General features: G+C 69.1%; 14 protein-coding genes and 1 pseudogene. 7 read left to right on the top strand and 8 right to left on the bottom strand.

Translation table 11 applies throughout. The features are described 5' to 3' along the window. Positions 1-66 precede the first annotated feature (66 nt). The 8 genes from ACFW3D_RS07520 to rpmH all read right to left on the bottom strand — a co-directional run bounded on the left by ACFW3D_RS07520 (position 67) and on the right by rpmH (position 5701). Entirely contained in the window at positions 67-1173 is a 1107-nt protein-coding gene (locus ACFW3D_RS07520; protein ID WP_500502480.1) for a ParB/RepB/Spo0J family partition protein, read from the bottom strand. Continuing rightward, positions 1170-2219 carry a ParA family protein gene (locus ACFW3D_RS07525; protein ID WP_500502482.1) on the bottom strand — a complete coding sequence of 350 codons (1050 nt, stop codon included), beginning with the start codon at positions 2217-2219 and terminating at the stop codon, positions 1170-1172. The genes ACFW3D_RS07520 and ACFW3D_RS07525 overlap by 4 nt, the downstream gene beginning before the upstream one ends. 247 nt (positions 2220-2466) lie before the next feature. Next, positions 2467-3183 (bottom strand): 16S rRNA (guanine(527)-N(7))-methyltransferase RsmG, encoded by a 717-nt coding sequence (gene rsmG, locus ACFW3D_RS07530; RefSeq protein ID WP_500502484.1) that lies wholly within the window; start codon positions 3181-3183, stop codon positions 2467-2469. 103 nt (positions 3184-3286) lie between these two features. Beyond that, a complete protein-coding gene (locus tag ACFW3D_RS07535; RefSeq protein ID WP_431958966.1) occupies positions 3287-3784 on the bottom strand; it encodes a Jag family protein in 498 nt (165 codons plus the stop codon). A gap of 15 nt (positions 3785-3799) precedes the next feature. Next, positions 3800-4843 (bottom strand): membrane protein insertase YidC, encoded by a 1044-nt coding sequence (gene yidC, locus ACFW3D_RS07540; RefSeq protein ID WP_500502487.1) that lies wholly within the window; start codon positions 4841-4843, stop codon positions 3800-3802. Between the two features lie 2 nt (positions 4844-4845). After that, positions 4846-5166, bottom strand: coding sequence for a membrane protein insertion efficiency factor YidD (yidD, locus tag ACFW3D_RS07545; RefSeq protein WP_500502489.1), 321 nt, complete (start codon positions 5164-5166; stop codon positions 4846-4848). Beyond that, positions 5163-5537: a ribonuclease P protein component gene (gene rnpA / locus ACFW3D_RS07550; protein ID WP_089225441.1), complete on the bottom strand. Its 375-nt coding sequence runs from the start codon at positions 5535-5537 to the stop codon at positions 5163-5165. Before rnpA ends, yidD begins: the two co-directional genes overlap by 4 nt. Before the next feature lie 26 nt (positions 5538-5563). Continuing rightward, the gene (rpmH, locus tag ACFW3D_RS07555) at positions 5564-5701 is read right to left on the bottom strand and encodes a 50S ribosomal protein L34 (protein ID WP_003975051.1); all 138 of its coding nucleotides are present in this window, start codon (positions 5699-5701) and stop codon (positions 5564-5566) included. Between the two features lie 386 nt (positions 5702-6087). Here rpmH and dnaA point away from each other — a divergent pair, with 386 nt between their 5' ends. The 7 genes and pseudogenes from dnaA to gyrA all read left to right on the top strand — a co-directional run bounded on the left by dnaA (position 6088) and on the right by gyrA (position 17482). Continuing rightward, positions 6088-7860 (top strand): chromosomal replication initiator protein DnaA, encoded by a 1773-nt coding sequence (gene dnaA, locus ACFW3D_RS07560; protein WP_500502491.1) that lies wholly within the window; start codon positions 6088-6090, stop codon positions 7858-7860. A gap of 882 nt (positions 7861-8742) precedes the next feature. Beyond that, the gene (dnaN, locus tag ACFW3D_RS07565) at positions 8743-9873 is read left to right on the top strand and encodes a DNA polymerase III subunit beta (RefSeq protein WP_500502493.1); all 1131 of its coding nucleotides are present in this window, start codon (positions 8743-8745) and stop codon (positions 9871-9873) included. Positions 9874-9952: 79 nt separating this feature from the next. Beyond that, a pseudogene (gene gnd, locus ACFW3D_RS07570) lies at positions 9953-10834 on the top strand (phosphogluconate dehydrogenase (NAD(+)-dependent, decarboxylating)); the annotation flags it as partial. 32 nt (positions 10835-10866) lie between these two features. Continuing rightward, positions 10867-11997: a DNA replication/repair protein RecF gene (gene recF, locus ACFW3D_RS07575; protein WP_500502495.1), complete on the top strand. Its 1131-nt coding sequence runs from the start codon at positions 10867-10869 to the stop codon at positions 11995-11997. Beyond that, positions 11994-12542 (top strand): DciA family protein, encoded by a 549-nt coding sequence (locus tag ACFW3D_RS07580; protein WP_500502497.1) that lies wholly within the window; start codon positions 11994-11996, stop codon positions 12540-12542. Before recF ends, ACFW3D_RS07580 begins: the two co-directional genes overlap by 4 nt. 268 nt (positions 12543-12810) lie before the next feature. Next, a complete protein-coding gene (gene gyrB / locus ACFW3D_RS07585; protein ID WP_500502499.1) occupies positions 12811-14853 on the top strand; it encodes a DNA topoisomerase (ATP-hydrolyzing) subunit B in 2043 nt (680 codons plus the stop codon). Positions 14854-14896: 43 nt separating this feature from the next. After that, positions 14897-17482 (top strand): DNA gyrase subunit A, encoded by a 2586-nt coding sequence (gene gyrA / locus ACFW3D_RS07590; RefSeq protein WP_500502501.1) that lies wholly within the window; start codon positions 14897-14899, stop codon positions 17480-17482.

Consider the following 17482-nt stretch of genomic DNA (forward strand, 5'->3'; position numbering starts at 1 on the left):
ATCCTTCTCGGGATGTGACCCGCCCGGCAGTTGCGATCCGTCACAGGACGATAGGGCCCCTGCGGTTCACTCCTCCTCGTCGATCTCATCGGTGAGCGACCGCTCGAGGACCGTGCCCTCACCCGGTGCCATCGACCCGAGGATGCGCTCCAGATCCTCTATCGAGGCGAACTCCACGACGATCTTCCCGCGCTTCTGCCCCAGGTCCACCTTCACCCGGGTCTCGAAGCGGTCCGAGAGCCGCAGCGCAAGGTCGGTCAGTGCGGGGGACATCCGCTTGCCCGCCCGGGGCGCCGCCGCCTTCCGTGCCGGCTGGGACTCGGAGTTCATCACATGCACGATCTCCTCGACCGCGCGCACCGAGAGCCCTTCGGCCACGATCCGGCTGGCGAGCCGGTCCTGGTCCTCCACGTCCTCCAGCGCGAGCAGGGACCGGGCGTGCCCGGCGGAGAGCACACCGGCCGCCACACGCCGCTGTACGGGCGCGGAGAGCTTCAGCAGACGCAGGGTGTTGGAGACCTGCGAGCGGGAGCGGCCGATGCGGTCGGCGAGCTGCTCATGGGTGCAGGCGAAGTCCTTGAGGAGCTGGTCGTAGGCGGCCGCCTCTTCCAGCGGGTTCAGCTGGGCACGGTGCAGGTTCTCCAGCAGCGCGTCCAGGAGGAGCTTCTCGTCGTCGGTGGCCCGCACGATCGCCGGGATGGCCTCCAGGCCTGCCTCCCGGCTCGCCCGCCAGCGCCGCTCGCCCATGATGAGCTCGTAGCGTTCCGTCCCGACCTGACGGACGACGACCGGCTGCAGGAGGCCGACCTCCTTGATGGAGGTGACCAGCTCGGCCAGCGCGTCCTCGTCGAAGACCTCACGCGGCTGACGCGGGTTGGGGATGATCGCGTCCAGCGGCAGCTCCGCGAAGTACGCCCCCGCCACCATGGGGGGCTCCTGGACCACGATGGCTTCCGGTGTTTCACGTGAAACCGGGATCGCCGCGGTCCCCTCACGTCCCTGTTCCACCAGGGCCGTCACCTTGGCGGCGGCGACACCTCGTTCCGGCGCCAGGACAGGCGCGGCGGTCGCCGCCGACGCCACCGCGGTCGCGGCTGCCGCGTCCGCACCGTTCGGTGCGGCGGGAATCAGCGCGCCGAGACCACGGCCGAGTCCTCTGCGTCGCTCACTCACTGGATCCCCTCCGACGTGTTCTGCTCTGTGAACTCTTGGGTGTGTCCCAGGCCGCGCAGGGCCATCTCGCGTGCCGCCTCGAGGTACGACAGCGCGCCACTCGAACCCGGATCGTAGGTCAGCACGGTCTGGCCGTAGCTGGGGGCCTCCGAGATGCGGACCGAACGCGGGATGCTCGTGCGCAGCACCTCCTTGCCGAAGTGGGTGCGCACTTCCTCGGCTACCTGCGAGGCGAGGCGGGTCCTGCCGTCGTACATGGTCAGCAGGATGGTGGAGACATGGAGCTTGGGGTTGAGATGGCCCCGCACCAGCTCCACGTTGCGGAGCAGCTGCCCCAGGCCCTCCAGGGCGTAGTACTCGCACTGGATCGGAATGAGCACCTCGGCGCCGGCCACCATGGCGTTGACGGTCAGCAGACCGAGCGAGGGCGGGCAGTCGATGAGGATGTAGTCCAGCGGCTGCTCATAGGCCTCGATGGCTCGTTGCAGCCGGCTCTCGCGGGCCACCAGGGAGACCAGCTCGATCTCGGCTCCTGCCAGGTCGATGGTGGCGGGAGCACAGAAGAGGCCCTCCACGTCCGGCACCGGCTGGACGACGTCGGAGAGCGGCTTGCTCTCCACCAGCACGTCGTAGATGGAGGGGACTTCGGAGTGATGATCGATCCCGAGGGCGGTGGAAGCGTTGCCCTGGGGGTCGAGGTCGACGACCAGTACCCGGGCCCCGTGGAGGGCCAGGGAGGCGGCCATGTTGACCGTGGTGGTGGTCTTGCCGACCCCACCCTTCTGGTTGGCGACCACGATCACCCGGGTCTGTGGTGGGCGGGGGAGTCCTTCACCGGCCCGCCCCAGTGCCTCCACGGCCAGTTGGGCGGCGCGGCCGATGGGGGTGTCGTCCATCGGGGGCGGTGTTTCACGTGAAACATCATCCCCGAACGGTTCGGTGCGGGGACCGGGGACCGGATCGGCCATCGGTCCCGCGATGTTGGCGTCGGACCGCAAGGATTCACTCTCCTCGACTACAAGCTCGCAATGAACAGAGCCTGCCATGCTTTCGGGGTCACGAACCAGTGAGGGCCGTTCTCCTGTGGATGAATCCACCGGTTGAGTCACCGAATGGGTCATCTCGGCGGCCCGATGAGAGAGCGATTCGGCCGCGGCACGGGCGCGGCCGAGGATTCCTGGAAGCAGAGAGCGCCGTTTCACGTGAAACACGATGCGCAGCGCCGCGACCGTTTCCTACCCGACACTCCGGATCATGTACGTATGGCCGTTTGTATGGAGCACACGGCCGCGCTCAGCGCTGGTGCCGACGGCTCGCCCGGGCCGCCTTGGCCCTCCGGGTCGCCGCACGCACACCACCGGGGCTCTCCCCCGCGAGCACCCGCACCACGGTCGAGAGCGGATCCACGATCCCCTCTCCGACCTGGACCACGGAGGTCTCCACGGCGCCGAGCCGGCTCAGCGCGGCACGCGCCGCCTTCAGCTCCTCCTCGGCGGTGTCGCCCTTGAGGACGGTCATCTCCCCGTGCGGGCGGAGCAGGGGAAGCCCCCAGCCGGCAAGACGGTCCAGCGGGGCCACGGCACGCGCGGTCACCACGTCCACCGGCGGCACCTTGCCGACCATCTCTTCGGCCCGGCCACGCACCACCACGACGTTGGACAGCCCCAGCAGCCGCACGGCCTCCTCGAGGAAGGTGGTCCTGCGCAGCAGCGGTTCCAGCAGCGTGATGCTGAGGTCCGGCCGGGTCAGTGCCAGCGGGATCCCGGGGAGCCCCGCGCCCGAACCCACGTCGCACACCGAGACGCCCTGGGGGATCACCTCGGCGAGCACGGCGCAGTTCAGCAGGTGGCGCTCCCACAGCCGGGGCACCTCCCGCGGACCGATCAGTCCGCGGCGCACGCCCGCGTCGGCCAGCAGTTCCGCGTACCGCACCGCGTCCGCGAAGCGCTCCCCGAACACCTCACGTGCCGCTTCCGGCGCCGGGGGAAGCTCCGCCGCTGCCTCCGTCACGAGAACCGTCCTTCCGTTGATACGGGCCTTCTCCAGGCTGACAAGGTTCGGCCCCGCCTGCGAACAGACGGGGCCGAGTGAGTACCGCTGAGACCGGGGGAGGTCAGGAAGCCGGAAGGACGACCACCCGGCGCTCGGGCTCCTCGCCCTCGGACTCGCTGCGCAGCCCCGCGGCGGCGACGGCATCGTGGACGACCTTGCGCTCGAAGGGCGTCATCGGCTTGAGCTTGACCGGCTGGCCGGAGCCCTTGACCTCCTCGGCCGCCTTCTCACCCAGCTCGGTGAGCTCGGCCCGCTTCCGCGCCCGGAAGCCGGCGATGTCCAGCATCAGCCGGCTGCGGTCGCCGGTCTCCCGGTGCACCGCGAGCCGGGTCAGCTCCTGAAGCGCCTCCAGCACCTCGCCGTCCCGGCCGACGAGCTTGTTGAGGTCGCGGCTCGACGAGTCGCCGACGATGGAGACCGAGGCACGGTCCCCCTCGACGTCCATGTCGATGTCACCGTCGAGGTCGGCGATGTCCAGCAGCCCCTCGAGGTAGTCGGCCGCGATCTCGCCCTCCTGCTCGAGGCGGGTGAGCGCGTCGGTGGTGTTGCCGTCCGTCACGACGGGACTCCTCTACTACTTCTTCTTCGACAGGTTCGGCTTGTCCGCGCCGCTGCTCGGCTTGGGCTTGGTGCCCGCGGCCGCTCCGCCGCCCGGCTTGGGCTTGGTGCCGCCGGCACCGGCCGGCTGCGCGGGGCCGCCCGTCTGGCGCTGCGACTTGGTCTGGCGCTTGGGCTGGGTGCGCTTCACCGGCGCCGCGTCCTGCGGCTCCTTGTCGGCGACGGGCTCGTCCTTCAGCTTGCCCTTGGCCTTCAGGCGCTCCTCGCGCTGCTTGAAGGCGAGGCTGCCGGGGGTCGGGTTCCGGCGGATGACGAACATCTGCTGCCCCATGGTCCACACGTTGGTGGTCAGCCAGTAGATGAGGACACCGACGGGGAAGTTGATGCCGAAGACGGCGAACATGATCGGGAAGACGTACATCAGCATCTTCTGCTGCTGCATGAACGGCGTCTTCACCGTCATGTCGACGTTCTTCGTCATCAGCTGGCGCTGCGTGTAGAACTGCGAGGCCGACATCAGGACGATCATGATGACGGTGACCACGCGGACATCGGCGACGGAGGCACCGAGCTGCGAGAGCTTCTCGGCGCTGTCGGTGAACTTCGCGGCGAGGGGGGCACCGAAGATGTGGGCCTTCTGGGCGCTGTCGACCAGGTCCTGGCCCATGACGCCGACCTGCTTGCCCTGCGCGATGTAGCTCAGCACGTGGTACAGCGAGAAGAAGAAGGGCGACTGCGCCAGGATCGGAAGGCACGAGGAGAGCGGGTTGGTGCCCGTCTCCTTGTACAGCTTCATCATCTCTTCGGACTGACGCTGCCGGTCGTTCTTGTAGCGCTCCTGGATCGCCTTCATCTTGGGCTGGAGCGCCTGCATGTTCCGGGTCGACTTGATCTGCTTCACGAAGAGCGGGATCAGGCAGATCCGGATCAGGACCACCAGGGAGACGATCGACAGGCCCCAGGCCAGACCGCCGTCCTTGTCAAAGACAAGGCTGTACAGCGAGTGGAACTGGACAATGATCCACGAAACGGCATCGTAGAGGGGGTTCAAGATCCCCACGGTCAGGCTCCTTGGGCATGAGGCGACTCGACGGGCTCGGGAGTAACGGACCCGCCCGGCGCGTCACCCCGGAGGGCTTCGCGCAGGCGAGCGTGCCACGGTGGGCGCTTGCGCGGCGGGACATGGTCCACACCGCCCAGCGACCACGGGTTGCAACGCAGGATCCGCCACGCGGTCAGGGCAGTGCCCTTGATCGCGCCGTGCCGATCGATCGCCGTATACCCGTAGTGCGAACACGAGGGGTAGTACTTGCAGACCGGACCGAGCAACGGGCTGATGGTCCACTGGTAAATCTTGATCAAGGCCAGCAACGGGTACTTCATAGCGCCACCCCCAGGAGCCTCCCGAGGGCGGCGTCCAGGTCTCGGGCCAGCTGTGAATGGTCTGCGTCACCCGCACCGGGCAGCGCTCGTACGACTACCAGGCTACCGGGGGGCAGCACGGACAGACGTTCGCGGACAAGGTGACGAAGCCGACGCTTGACCAGGTTCCGGGTCACCGCGCCACCGACGGCCTTGCTCACGACGAAACCCGCACGCGCCGGGGAGGCACTCCCCCCCGCTGCGTGCGGGTCCCTTGTGTCACTGTCGGTGCGCAGGTGGACGACCAGAAGTGGCCGTCCGGCCCGACGTCCTCGACGTACCGCCGTCGCGAAGTCCTGCCGCCGCCTCAGCCGATTCTCGGTGGGCAGCACGACTCACACCTCGCGCTTCGGTGCGATCAGGCGGACAGACGGGCGCGGCCCTTGCTGCGGCGGGTCGCGAGAATGGCGCGGCCGGCACGCGTACGCATACGCAGCCGGAAGCCGTGGGTCTTGGCGCGACGACGGTTGTTCGGCTGGAAGGTGCGCTTGCTCACTCGGGGGCTCCAGGATGAATCGTGTGTTGGCGGGGCGTCGCCTGGCTGTCACCGTGCGCCCACGAGGAACTCGCGGAACATTCAGGTGTGCACCGCTTGACGATCACCTTGGTGATCCTCGCCCATCGGTAGGCAGGCGGCAGCAGCCATCGACAACTCGACCTGGTTACGGTACGCGGGGCCGCGGCATCAGGTCAAACCCGCTCCGGTGACGACCGTGCGCGCCGCCATCCGGACGTGGTTTTGCACACCCTGTGGACAACGACTTGAACCAGGCAGGCCGCGCTGACTACCGTGGCTGAACTCCGAAACCTTCCCGTCCGTCCCAAGAACCACACCTTCGTGGGACCCATCGGCACCAACCAGCGACCGAGAGAGCGTGCACTGTGGCTGACGTAACTGCCGATCTTGCCTCAGTGTGGCCCAGGGTCCTGCAGAAACTGCTCGCCGAGAGCGACGACCTCAAGCCGAAGGACGCGGACTGGCTGCAGCGGACGCAGCCGCTGGCGCTCGTCGCCGGCACGGCCGTGCTGTCCGCCCCCAACGAGTTCGCCAAGAGCGTGCTGGAGGGGCGGCTCCTCCCGCTCATCACCGATGTCCTCAGCCGTGAGTTCGGTCACCCCGTGGGCATCGCCATCGCCGTCGCCTCGGGCGGCGAGCAGGAGGCGGCCCCCGCGCCGCCGGCCCCGGTCGCCCCCGAGCCGCAGCACCAGCCGCAACACCAAGCGCAGCACCAGCCGCATCCGCAGTCGCCTGCGTACGGCACGGAACCCGGCGGGTACGGCGAGCGGCCGCACGGCTACGGCGAGGTCCCGCGGATGCGCCCGGCCTACCCCGAGCACTCGGTCGTTCCCGGCGGCGGTCCCGGCGGCTGGCCGCCGCGCGAGCCCGAGGACCGCTGGCAGCAGCAGCGCTTCGGCGACTACCAGGAGCGCGAGCAGTACCAGCCGCCCGCCTCCCGCTACGAGATCCCCTCGCCCCACCAGCCCCCGGCGCGCCCGGAACCGGCGCCGCAGCAGCCGCCGACCATGCCGGCCATGCCGCCGCCGCGCACCGGCGGGGGGAGCGGCGGCGGTACGGGTTCCCACGCGGGCACCGGGTCGAGCGGTTCGGGGGGCCCGGCGGAGCCCACGGCGCGGCTGAACCCCAAGTACCTCTTCGACACCTTCGTCATCGGCGCCTCCAACCGCTTCGCGCACGCCGCGGCGGTCGCCGTCGCCGAGGCGCCGGCCAAGGCGTACAACCCGCTGTTCATCTACGGGGAGTCCGGCCTCGGCAAGACGCACCTGCTGCACGCGATCGGGCACTACGCGCGCAGCCTCTACCCGGGCACGCGGGTGCGCTACGTGAGCTCCGAGGAGTTCACCAACGAGTTCATCAACTCCATCCGCGACGGCAAGGCGGACGCGTTCCGCAAGCGCTACCGCGACATGGACATCCTGCTGGTCGACGACATCCAGTTCCTGGCGAGCAAGGAGTCGACGCAGGAGGAGTTCTTCCACACCTTCAACACCCTGCACAACGCGAACAAGCAGATCGTGCTCTCCTCGGACCGGCCGCCCAAGCAGCTGGTGACCCTGGAGGACCGGCTGCGCAACCGCTTCGAGTGGGGTCTGATCACCGACGTCCAGCCGCCCGAGCTGGAGACCCGGATCGCGATCCTCCGCAAGAAGGCGGTGCAGGAGCAGCTCAACGCCCCGCCGGAGGTGCTGGAGTTCATCGCCTCCCGGATCTCGCGGAACATCCGCGAGCTGGAGGGCGCGCTGATCCGGGTGACGGCGTTCGCCAGCCTGAACCGGCAGCCGGTGGACCTGCAGCTCACCGAGATCGTGCTGAAGGACCTGATCCCGGGCGGCGAGGACTCCGTCCCCGAGATCAGCGGACAGGCGATCATGGCGGAGACGGCCTCGTACTTCGGCCTGGACGTGGAGGACCTCTCCGGCTCCTCCCGCAGCCGGGTGCTCGTCACGGCCCGGCAGATCGCCATGTACCTGTGCCGTGAGCTCACGGATCTGTCGCTGCCCAAGATCGGCGCTCTGTTCGGCGGCCGTGACCACACGACCGTCATGCACGCGGACCGCAAGATCCGCTCCCTGATGGCCGAGCGGCGGTCCATCTACAACCAGGTCACCGAGCTCACCAACCGCATCAAGAGCTGACTCGCGGCCTTCCCGCGCACCTTCGGCAGTCCCTCCGCACGCCTTCCCGCGCACCCTCCGCACGCCTTCCAGACCGTCCACAGCGCCCCGGGCCAACTCCCGGGGCGCTTCTCGTTGTTCGATTGCACCGGCCGCGTCCCGGGGACAGGAACGTCTCTCCACAGGACGGGGCGGTTTTCCCCTGTCCACAGCCTGGGGATGCCCGAGTTGTCCAGAACGTGTCCACAGGCGGGGCTGCGGGATACTCATACGGGCTGCTGGGAGCCATGTGGATTTGTGGGCAACCCGGATCCACAGACTGTGGATGTTCCGGCCGCCCACAGGACGGGCGTCCCGGTTGTCCACCGCTCGCCCACAGGCCGGGGCACGTTGTCCCCAGTCAGGGGCCGCTTCTCCACAGTCCTGTCCACTGTTCGGCAACGGAACACACCCGCTCACCGGTCGGAGTGAACCGCATCACACCAACGTGGTGGGTTGGGCTGGGGAGAACCCGGGTATTCCTGGGGACAGCGCTGGGGAGAACCGGGGGTCTCCTGTGAATCGCGTGTGCACAACTTCCGGCCGTCCACAGAACCGCCGGGTTGTCCACGGGCTCCACCCACAGGCGCGGTGGACAAAAAACAGGGCCTGACCTGCACCGGAACCACTTATCCACGGTTTCCACACCCCCTATTACTACGACCAGGGATAGTTACCGGGGAATCTGCTTCGAAGTGGGTCCTGTGCACAACCGAGCCGCGGGCCGTCCGCCTCCCCGCCCTCCGGCTTGACCCCAACCCGCACCGCATGTCCGTGGCGGCTGTCAGACTGTTCTCGGCAAGAGGGCCAGCAGGGCCAAGAGAGTCGGCCACAGACAGCCAGCAACAGCAGGAGGCGGTTCCGGTGAAGATCCGGGTGGAGCGCGATGTACTCGCGGAGGCAGTGGCCTGGGCGGCCCGCAGTCTCCCGGCCCGTCCCCCGGTGCCGGTCCTGGCGGGCCTCCTGTTGAAGGCCGAGGAGGGCCAGCTGAGCCTGTCCGGCTTCGACTACGAGGTCTCGGCCCGGGTGTCCGTCGAGGCGGACGTGGAGGAGGACGGCACCGTCCTCGTCTCCGGCCGGCTGCTCGCCGACATCTCGCGGGCACTTCCCAACAGGCCTGTGGAGATCTCCACCGACGGCGTGCGCGTGACCGTCGTCTGCGGCAGCTCGCGATTCACACTCCACACCCTGCCTGTGGAGGAGTACCCGGCGCTGCCCGCGATGCCCACCGCTTCCGGCACCGTCCCCGGCGAGGTCTTCGCCGCGGCCGCCGCCCAGGTCGCCATCGCCGCCGGCCGTGACGACACCCTGCCGGTGCTGACCGGTGTGCGCATCGAGATCGAGGGCGACACCGTCACCCTGGCGGCCACCGACCGCTACCGCTTCGCGGTCCGCGAGTTCCTGTGGAAGCCGGAGACCCCGGACATGTCCGCGGTCGCCCTGGTGCCCGCCAAGACGCTCCTGGACACCGCCAAGTCCCTCACCAACGGCGACTCGGTCGCCATCGCCCTGGCCGGCTCCGGCGCGGGCGAGGGGCTGATCGGCTTCGAGGGCGCCGGCCGCCGCACCACCACCCGCCTGCTCGAGGGCGACCTGCCGAAGTACCGGACGCTCTTCCCGACCGAGTTCAACTCCGTCGCGGTGATCGAGACCGCCCCGTTCGTCGAGGCCGTCAAGCGCGTCGCCCTGGTGGCCGAGCGCAACACCCCGGTCCGGCTGAGCTTCGAGCAGGGCGTGCTGACCCTGGAGGCGGGTTCCAGCGACGACGCACAGGCTGTGGAGCGCGTGGACGCCAAGCTGGACGGCGAGGACATCTCGATCGCCTTCAACCCGACGTTCCTGCTGGACGGCCTGAGCGCGATCGACTCGCCGGTGGCCCAGCTGTCGTTCACCACGTCGACGAAGCCCGCGCTGCTCAGCGGCCGTCCGGCGGTCGACGCCGAGGCCGACGACGCGTACAAGTACCTGATCATGCCGGTCCGGCTGTCCGGCTGACGCGAGGCCTGTCCGGTCGCGTCGCCCTGCGGGGGCCGACGTAGGCTCGACGTAGGTCAGGCAGGCTTCGAACGAAGGATCAACGATGGAGCTCGGTCTCATCGGTCTCGGCAAGATGGGCGGGAACATGCGTACGCGCATCCGCCAGGCCGGTCACACTGTCATCGGCTACGACCGCAACCCGGACCTCGCCGATGTCCACAGCCTGCAGGAACTTGTGGACAAGCTCGAGGCCCCGCGCGTGGTGTGGGTGATGGTGCCGGCCGGCGCCGCCACCCAGTCGACGATCGACGAGCTCGGTGAGCTGCTCTCCCCCGGTGACGTCGTGGTCGACGGCGGCAACTCCCGCTGGACGGACGACGAGAAGCACGCCGAGGAGCTGGCCGCCAAGGGCATCGGCTTCGTCGACTGCGGTGTCTCCGGCGGCGTCTGGGGCCTGGAGAACGGCTACGCGCTGATGTACGGCGGCGAGCCCGAGCACGTCGAGAAGGTGCAGCCGGTCTTCAACGCCCTCAAGCCGGTGGGGAACTTCGGTTCCGTCCACGCGGGCAAGGTGGGCGCCGGCCACTTCGCGAAGATGGTCCACAACGGCATCGAGTACGCCATGATGCAGGCCTACGCCGAGGGCTGGGAGCTGCTGGAGAAGGTCCACTCCGTCACCGACGTGCGCGAGGTGTTCCGCTCCTGGCAGGAGGGCACCGTCATCCGCTCCTGGCTGCTGGACCTGGCCGTCAACGCCCTCGACGAGGACGAGCACCTCGACAAGCTCAAGGGCTACGCCGAGGATTCCGGCGAGGGCCGCTGGACCGTCGAGGCCGCCATCGACAACGCCGTGCCGCTGCCCGCGATCACCGCGTCGCTCTTCGCCCGCTTCGCGTCCCGCCAGGACGACTCCCCGCAGATGAAGATGATCGCCGCGCTCCGCAACCAGTTCGGCGGCCACGCCGTCGAGAAGCACTAGTCACACCCACGGGAAGGAGGCGGCGCGCAGCCATGCACGTCGCGCATCTGTCGCTCGCCGACTTCCGTTCCTACGCCCGGGTCGAGGTCCCGCTCGACCCGGGCGTCACCGCTTTCGTGGGCCCCAACGGCCAGGGCAAGACCAATCTGGTCGAGGCGGTCGGCTACCTGGCGACCCTCGCCAGCCACCGCGTCGCGAGCGACGCCCCGCTGGTGCGGATGGGCGCGGACCGGGCGATCGTGCGGGCGTCCGTGGTGCAGGGCGAGCGGCAGCAGCTGGTCGAGCTGGAGATCAACCCGGGCCGCTCCAACCGGGCACGGCTCAACCGCTCCTCCCAGGTCCGGCCCCGCGACCTGCTGGGGATAGTCAGGACGGTGCTCTTCGCCCCCGAGGACCTGGCCCTGGTCAAGGGCGACCCCGGGGAGCGCCGGCGCTTCCTCGACGAGCTGCTCACCGCCCGGGCGCCCCGGCTGGCGGGCGTCCGCAGCGACTACGAGCGGGTCCTCAAGCAGCGCAACACCCTGCTGAAGTCGGCCGCGATGGCCCGCCGCCACGGCGGCCGCGGTGCCGACCTGTCCACGCTCGACATCTGGGACCAGCACCTGGCCAGGGCCGGCGCCGAGCTGCTGGCCCAGCGCCTGGACCTCACCCACGCCCTGCAGCCGCTGGCGGACAAGGCGTACGAGCAGCTGGCACCGGGCGGCGGCCCGGTCGTCCTGGAGTACCGCAGTTCGATCGGCGAACGGATCGCCGGAGCGTCGGGCCGCGAGCAGCTGTACGGACTGCTGCTGGAGGCGCTGGGCGAGGCCCGCAAGCAGGAGATCGAACGCGGGGTGACCCTGGTCGGCCCGCACCGGGATGACCTCTCCCTCAAGCTGGGACAGCTCCCCGCCAAGGGGTACGCGAGCCACGGGGAGTCCTGGTCGTACGCGCTGGCGCTGCGCCTGGCCTCGTACGACCTGCTGCGCGCCGACGGCGGTGAGCCGGTGCTGGTGCTGGACGACGTCTTCGCCGAGCTCGACGCCCGGCGCCGTGCCCGGCTGGCGGAGCTGGTGGCCCCCGGTGAGCAGGTGCTGGTGACGGCGGCGGTGGACGACGACGTGCCGGACGTGCTGATCGGCGCCCGGTACGCGGTGGAGGACGGCGGCGTGGAGCGGGCATGACGGATCAGCAGCCGCCGCCGGGGCAGGAGACGGGCGCCCAGGACAAGCCGGTGTCCGGAGTCGACCTGGCCAGGGTCGCCCTGCGCGCAGCCAAGGAGCAGGCCCGCGCCAGGGGCGCCGCCGCGCAGCAGAAGAAGCAGGCCCGGCGCGGAGGGTTGCGCAGCGGCGCGCGGGCGGACGGCCGCGACCCCCTGCCGCTGGGCGCCGCGATCAGCCGGCTGATCACCGAGCGCGGCTGGGAGGCCCCGGCGGCGGTGGGCGGCGTGATGGGCCGCTGGCCGGAACTGGTGGGTGATGACGTGGCCCTGCACTGCCAGCCGCAGCGGTACGACGAGGAGGAGCGGGTCCTCACGGTGCAGTGCGACTCCACGGCCTGGGCCACGCAGCTGCGGCTGCTCGCCCCGACGCTGGTGGCCAGACTGAACGCCGACCTCGGCCACGGCACCGTGAAGCTGATCAAGGTCCTGGGGCCGGGGGGACCGGTGCGTTCGTACGGGCGATTGCGCGCTCCCGGGAGCCGTGGGCCGGGCGATACGTACGGATAGGCCGGAAACCTGCTGTGCGTAATCGGGTCGAAGCCCTGTGCGCCCGCGTGAGCCGTTTTGAGACCCGGTCCGCGTGTGGGGAGTCGGCAGGAGGTACTTCAGTCGGGCACACGGGAACTCAGGCACCGCCAAAGCCCCATCTATGTCGGCGCTACCGGTAGACTGGTAGCAGTACCGCCCGCCCCTGGCCTCCGGCACCGGGGACCCCAGCGGGACCAGTCGAAGATGTCGAGTGATGAAGCCGGTTCCGCCCCGCGGGACCCGGCTCATGCTGTGCCAGAAAGGGCGCTTCGTGGCCGATTCCGGCAACCCCAACGAGATCAATACGTCCGCAGCTGACGGCTCCGCCGCGCCCGCCTCAGGCGCGGCGTACGACGCCAGCGCGATCACCGTCCTGGAGGGCCTGGACGCGGTTCGCAAGCGCCCGGGCATGTACATCGGCTCGACGGGCGAGCGCGGCCTGCACCACCTGGTGTACGAGGTCGTCGACAACTCCGTCGACGAGGCGCTGGCCGGTCACGCGGACACCATCAACGTCACGATCCTGCCCGACGGCGGCGTGCGCGTCGTCGACAACGGCCGTGGCATCCCCGTGGACATCGTGCCGTCCGAGGGCAAGCCCGCCGTCGAGGTCGTGCTCACCGTCCTCCACGCCGGCGGCAAGTTCGGCGGCGGCGGCTACGCCGTCTCCGGCGGTCTGCACGGCGTCGGCGTCTCCGTGGTGAACGCGCTGTCGACGAAGGTCGCGGTCGAGGTCAAGCGTGAGGGCTTCCGCTGGACCCAGGACTACAAGATGGGCGTCCCGACCGCCCCGCTGCAGAAGAACGAGGAAGTCTCGGAGAACGGCACCACGGTCACCTTCTGGGCCGACGGGGACATCTTCGAGACCCTCGAGTACTCCTTCGAGACGCTCTCGCGGCGCTTCCAGGAGATGGCCTTCCTCAACAAGGGCCTGACCATCTCCCTGACGGACGAGCGCCCCGAGCACGCGGACGTCGAGAACGAGGGCCAGCCGCGCTCGGTCAAGTACCACTACGAGGGCGGCATCGTCGACTTCGTGAAGTACCTGAACTCGCGCAAGGGCGAGACGGTCCACCCGTCGGTGATCGACATCGACGCGGAGGACAAGGAGCGGATGCTCTCCGTCGAGGTCGCGATGCAGTGGAACACCCAGTACAGCGAGGGTGTCTACAGCTTCGCCAACACCATCCACACCCATGAGGGCGGCACCCACGAGGAGGGCTTCCGCGCCGCGCTGACCACGCTGGTCAACAAGTACGCGCGTGAGAAGAAGCTGCTCCGCGAGAAGGACGACAACCTCACTGGTGAGGACATCCGCGAGGGTCTGACCGCGATCATCTCGGTCAAGCTGGGCGAGCCCCAGTTCGAGGGCCAGACGAAGACCAAGCTCGGCAACACCGAGGCGAAGACCTTCGTCCAGAAGGTCGTGCACGAGCACCTGACGGACTGGCTGGACCGCAACCCCAACGAGGCCTCGGACATCATCCGCAAGTCCATCCAGGCGGCCACCGCCCGCGTCGCCGCCCGCAAGGCGCGCGACCTGACGCGTCGCAAGGGCCTGCTGGAGACGGCGTCGTTGCCGGGCAAGCTGAGCGACTGCCAGTCCAACGACCCCGCCAAGTGCGAGATCTTCATCGTCGAGGGTGACTCCGCCGGCGGCTCGGCCAAGTCCGGCCGGAACCCGCAGTACCAGGCGATCCTCCCGATCCGCGGCAAGATCCTGAACGTGGAGAAGGCGCGGATCGACAAGATCCTGCAGAACACCGAGATCCAGGCGCTGATCTCGGCCTTCGGCACCGGTGTGCACGAGGACTTCGACATCTCGAAGCTGCGCTATCACAAGATCATCCTGATGGCCGACGCCGACGTGGACGGCCAGCACATCAACACCCTGCTGCTGACCTTCCTGTTCCGCTTCATGCGGCCGCTGGTCGAGGCGGGCCACGTGTACCTCTCCCGTCCCCCGCTCTACAAGATCAAGTGGGGCCGGGACGACTTCGAGTACGCGTACTCGGACTCCGAGCGCGACGCCCTGATCGAGCTGGGCCGGCAGAACGGCAAGCGCGTCCGCGAGGACTCGATCCAGCGCTTCAAGGGCCTCGGCGAGATGAACGCCGAGGAGCTGCGGGTCACCACGATGGACGTCGACCACCGCGTGCTCGGCCAGGTCACCCTGGACGACGCGGCCCTCGCCGACGACCTGTTCTCGGTGCTGATGGGCGAGGACGTCGAGGCCCGGCGCTCCTTCATCCAGCGCAACGCCAAGGATGTCCGCTTCCTCGACATCTGAGTCGGCCCCCATCAGCCGCCGCCCGAAAGGACTTTGACCAGCAATGGCCGACGAGAACACCCCTGTCACGCCCGACACCCCGGAGGGCGCCGCCGCCGAGGCGGACACCACGACGCGGATCGAGGCCGTGGGCCTCGAGACGGAGATGCAGCGCAGCTACCTCGACTACGCGATGTCCGTCATCGTGTCGCGTGCGCTGCCCGACGTCCGGGACGGCCTCAAGCCCGTCCACCGCCGTGTGCTGTACGCGATGTACGACGGCGGCTACCGCCCCGAGCGCGGCTTCTACAAGTGCGCCCGTGTCGTCGGTGACGTCATGGGTACGTACCACCCGCACGGCGACTCCTCGATCTACGACGCGCTGGTGCGCCTGGCCCAGCCGTGGTCGATGCGCATGCCGCTGGTCGACAGCAACGGCAACTTCGGTTCCCCGGGCAACGACCCGGCCGCCGCCATGCGGTACACCGAGTGCAAGATGGCGCCGCTGTCGATGGAGATGGTCCGGGACATCGACGAGGAGACCGTCGACTTCCAGGACAACTACGACGGCCGCAACCAGGAGCCGACGGTCCTGCCGTCGCGCTTCCCCAACCTGCTGATCAACGGCTCCGCCGGTATCGCGGTCGGCATGGCGACCAACATCCCGCCGCACAACCTGCGCGAGGTCGCCGAGGGCGCCCAGTGGTACCTGGCCAACCCGGAGGCGTCCAACGAGGAGCTGCTCGAAGCCCTCATCGAGCGCATCAAGGGCCCCGACTTCCCGACCGGCGCCCTGGTGGTGGGCCGCAAGGGCATCGAGGAGGCGTACCGCACCGGTCGCGGCTCCATCACGATGCGCGCGGTGGTCGAGGTCGAGGAGATCCAGGGCCGGCAGTGCCTGGTCGTCACCGAGCTGCCGTACCAGGTCAACCCCGACAACCTGGCGCAGAAGATCGCCGACCTGGTGAAGGACGGCCGGGTCGGCGGCATCGCCGACGTCCGTGACGAGACCTCCTCCCGGACCGGCCAGCGCCTGGTGATCGTGCTGAAGCGCGACGCCGTGGCCAAGGTCGTGCTGAACAACCTCTACAAGCACACCGACCTGCAGACGAACTTCGGCGCCAACATGCTGGCGCTGGTCGACGGCGTGCCGCGCACGCTCTCTCTCGACCAGTTCATCAAGCAGTGGGTGACCCACCAGATCGAGGTCATCGTCCGCCGGACCCGGTTCCGGCTGCGCAAGGCCGAGGAGCGCGCGCACATCCTGCGCGGTCTGCTGAAGGCCCTGGACGCGATCGACGAGGTCATCGCCCTGATCCGGCGCAGCGCCACGGTCGACGTCGCGCGCGAGGGCCTGATGGGCCTGCTGGAGATCGACGAGATCCAGGCCAACGCGATCCTGGAGATGCAGCTGCGCCGCCTGGCGGCCCTGGAGCGGCAGAAGATCGTCCAGGAGCACGACGAGCTCCAGGCGAAGATCAACGAGTACAACCGCATCCTGGCCTCGCCGGAGCTGCAGCGCGGCATCATCAGCCAGGAGCTCACGGCGATCGTCGAGAAGTTCGGCGACGACCGGCGCTCGGCGCTGGTGCCCTTCGACGGCGACATGTCCATCGAGGACCTGATCGCCGAGGAGGACATCGTCGTCACGATCACCCGCGGCGGCTACGTCAAGCGCACCAAGACGGACGACTACCGGTCCCAGAAGCGCGGCGGCAAGGGCGTGCGGGGCACGAAGCTGCGGGAAGACGACATCGTCGACCACTTCTTCGTCACCACCACCCACCACTGGCTGCTGTTCTTCACGAACAAGGGCCGGGTCTACCGCGCCAAGGCGTACGAGCTGCCGGACGCCGGCCGTGACGCCCGCGGGCAGCACGTGGCGAACCTGCTGGCCTTCCAGCCGGACGAGCAGATCGCGCAGGTGCTGGCCATCCGCGACTACAACGCGGCGCCCTACCTGGTGCTCGCCACCCGTTCGGGCCTGGTGAAGAAGACCTCGCTGAAGGACTACGACTCCCCCCGTTCCGGCGGCGTCATCGCGATCAACCTGCGGGAGACCGAGGACGGCAGCGAGGACCTGCTGATCGGCGCGGAGCTGGTCGGCCCGGCCGACGACCTGCTGCTGGTCAGCCGCAAGGCGCAGTCCATCCGGTTCACCGCGACGGACGAGTCGCTGCGCCCGATGGGGCGTGCGACCTCGGGTGTGAAGGGCATGAGCTTCCGTGAAGGGGACGAACTGCTCTCGATGAATGTCGTGCGACCGGGTACGTTCGTCTTCACCGCCACCGATGGCGGGTACGCCAAGCGCACCAGTGTGGACGAGTACCGGGTCCAGGGGCGCGGCGGACTCGGCATCAAGGCGGCCAAGATCGTCGAGGACCGGGGTTCCCTGGTCGGGGCGCTGGTGGTGGAGGAGACCGACGAGATCCTCGCCATCACCCTCGGCGGCGGTGTGATCCGTACCCGTGTCAACGAGATCAGGGAAACCGGGCGTGACACCATGGGCGTCCAACTGATCAACCTCGGTAAAAAGGATGCAGTCGTGGGCGTCGCCCGCAATGCCGAGGCGGGGGCGGAGGCCGAAGAGGTCGTCGCCACCGAAGAGGCCGAGGGCGAGCAGCCCGTGGCCGCCGAGTCGGAGGAGTAA

It is taken from the genome of Streptomyces sp. NPDC058864, assembly GCF_042742985.1.
GTDB lineage: Bacteria > Actinomycetota > Actinomycetes > Streptomycetales > Streptomycetaceae > Actinacidiphila.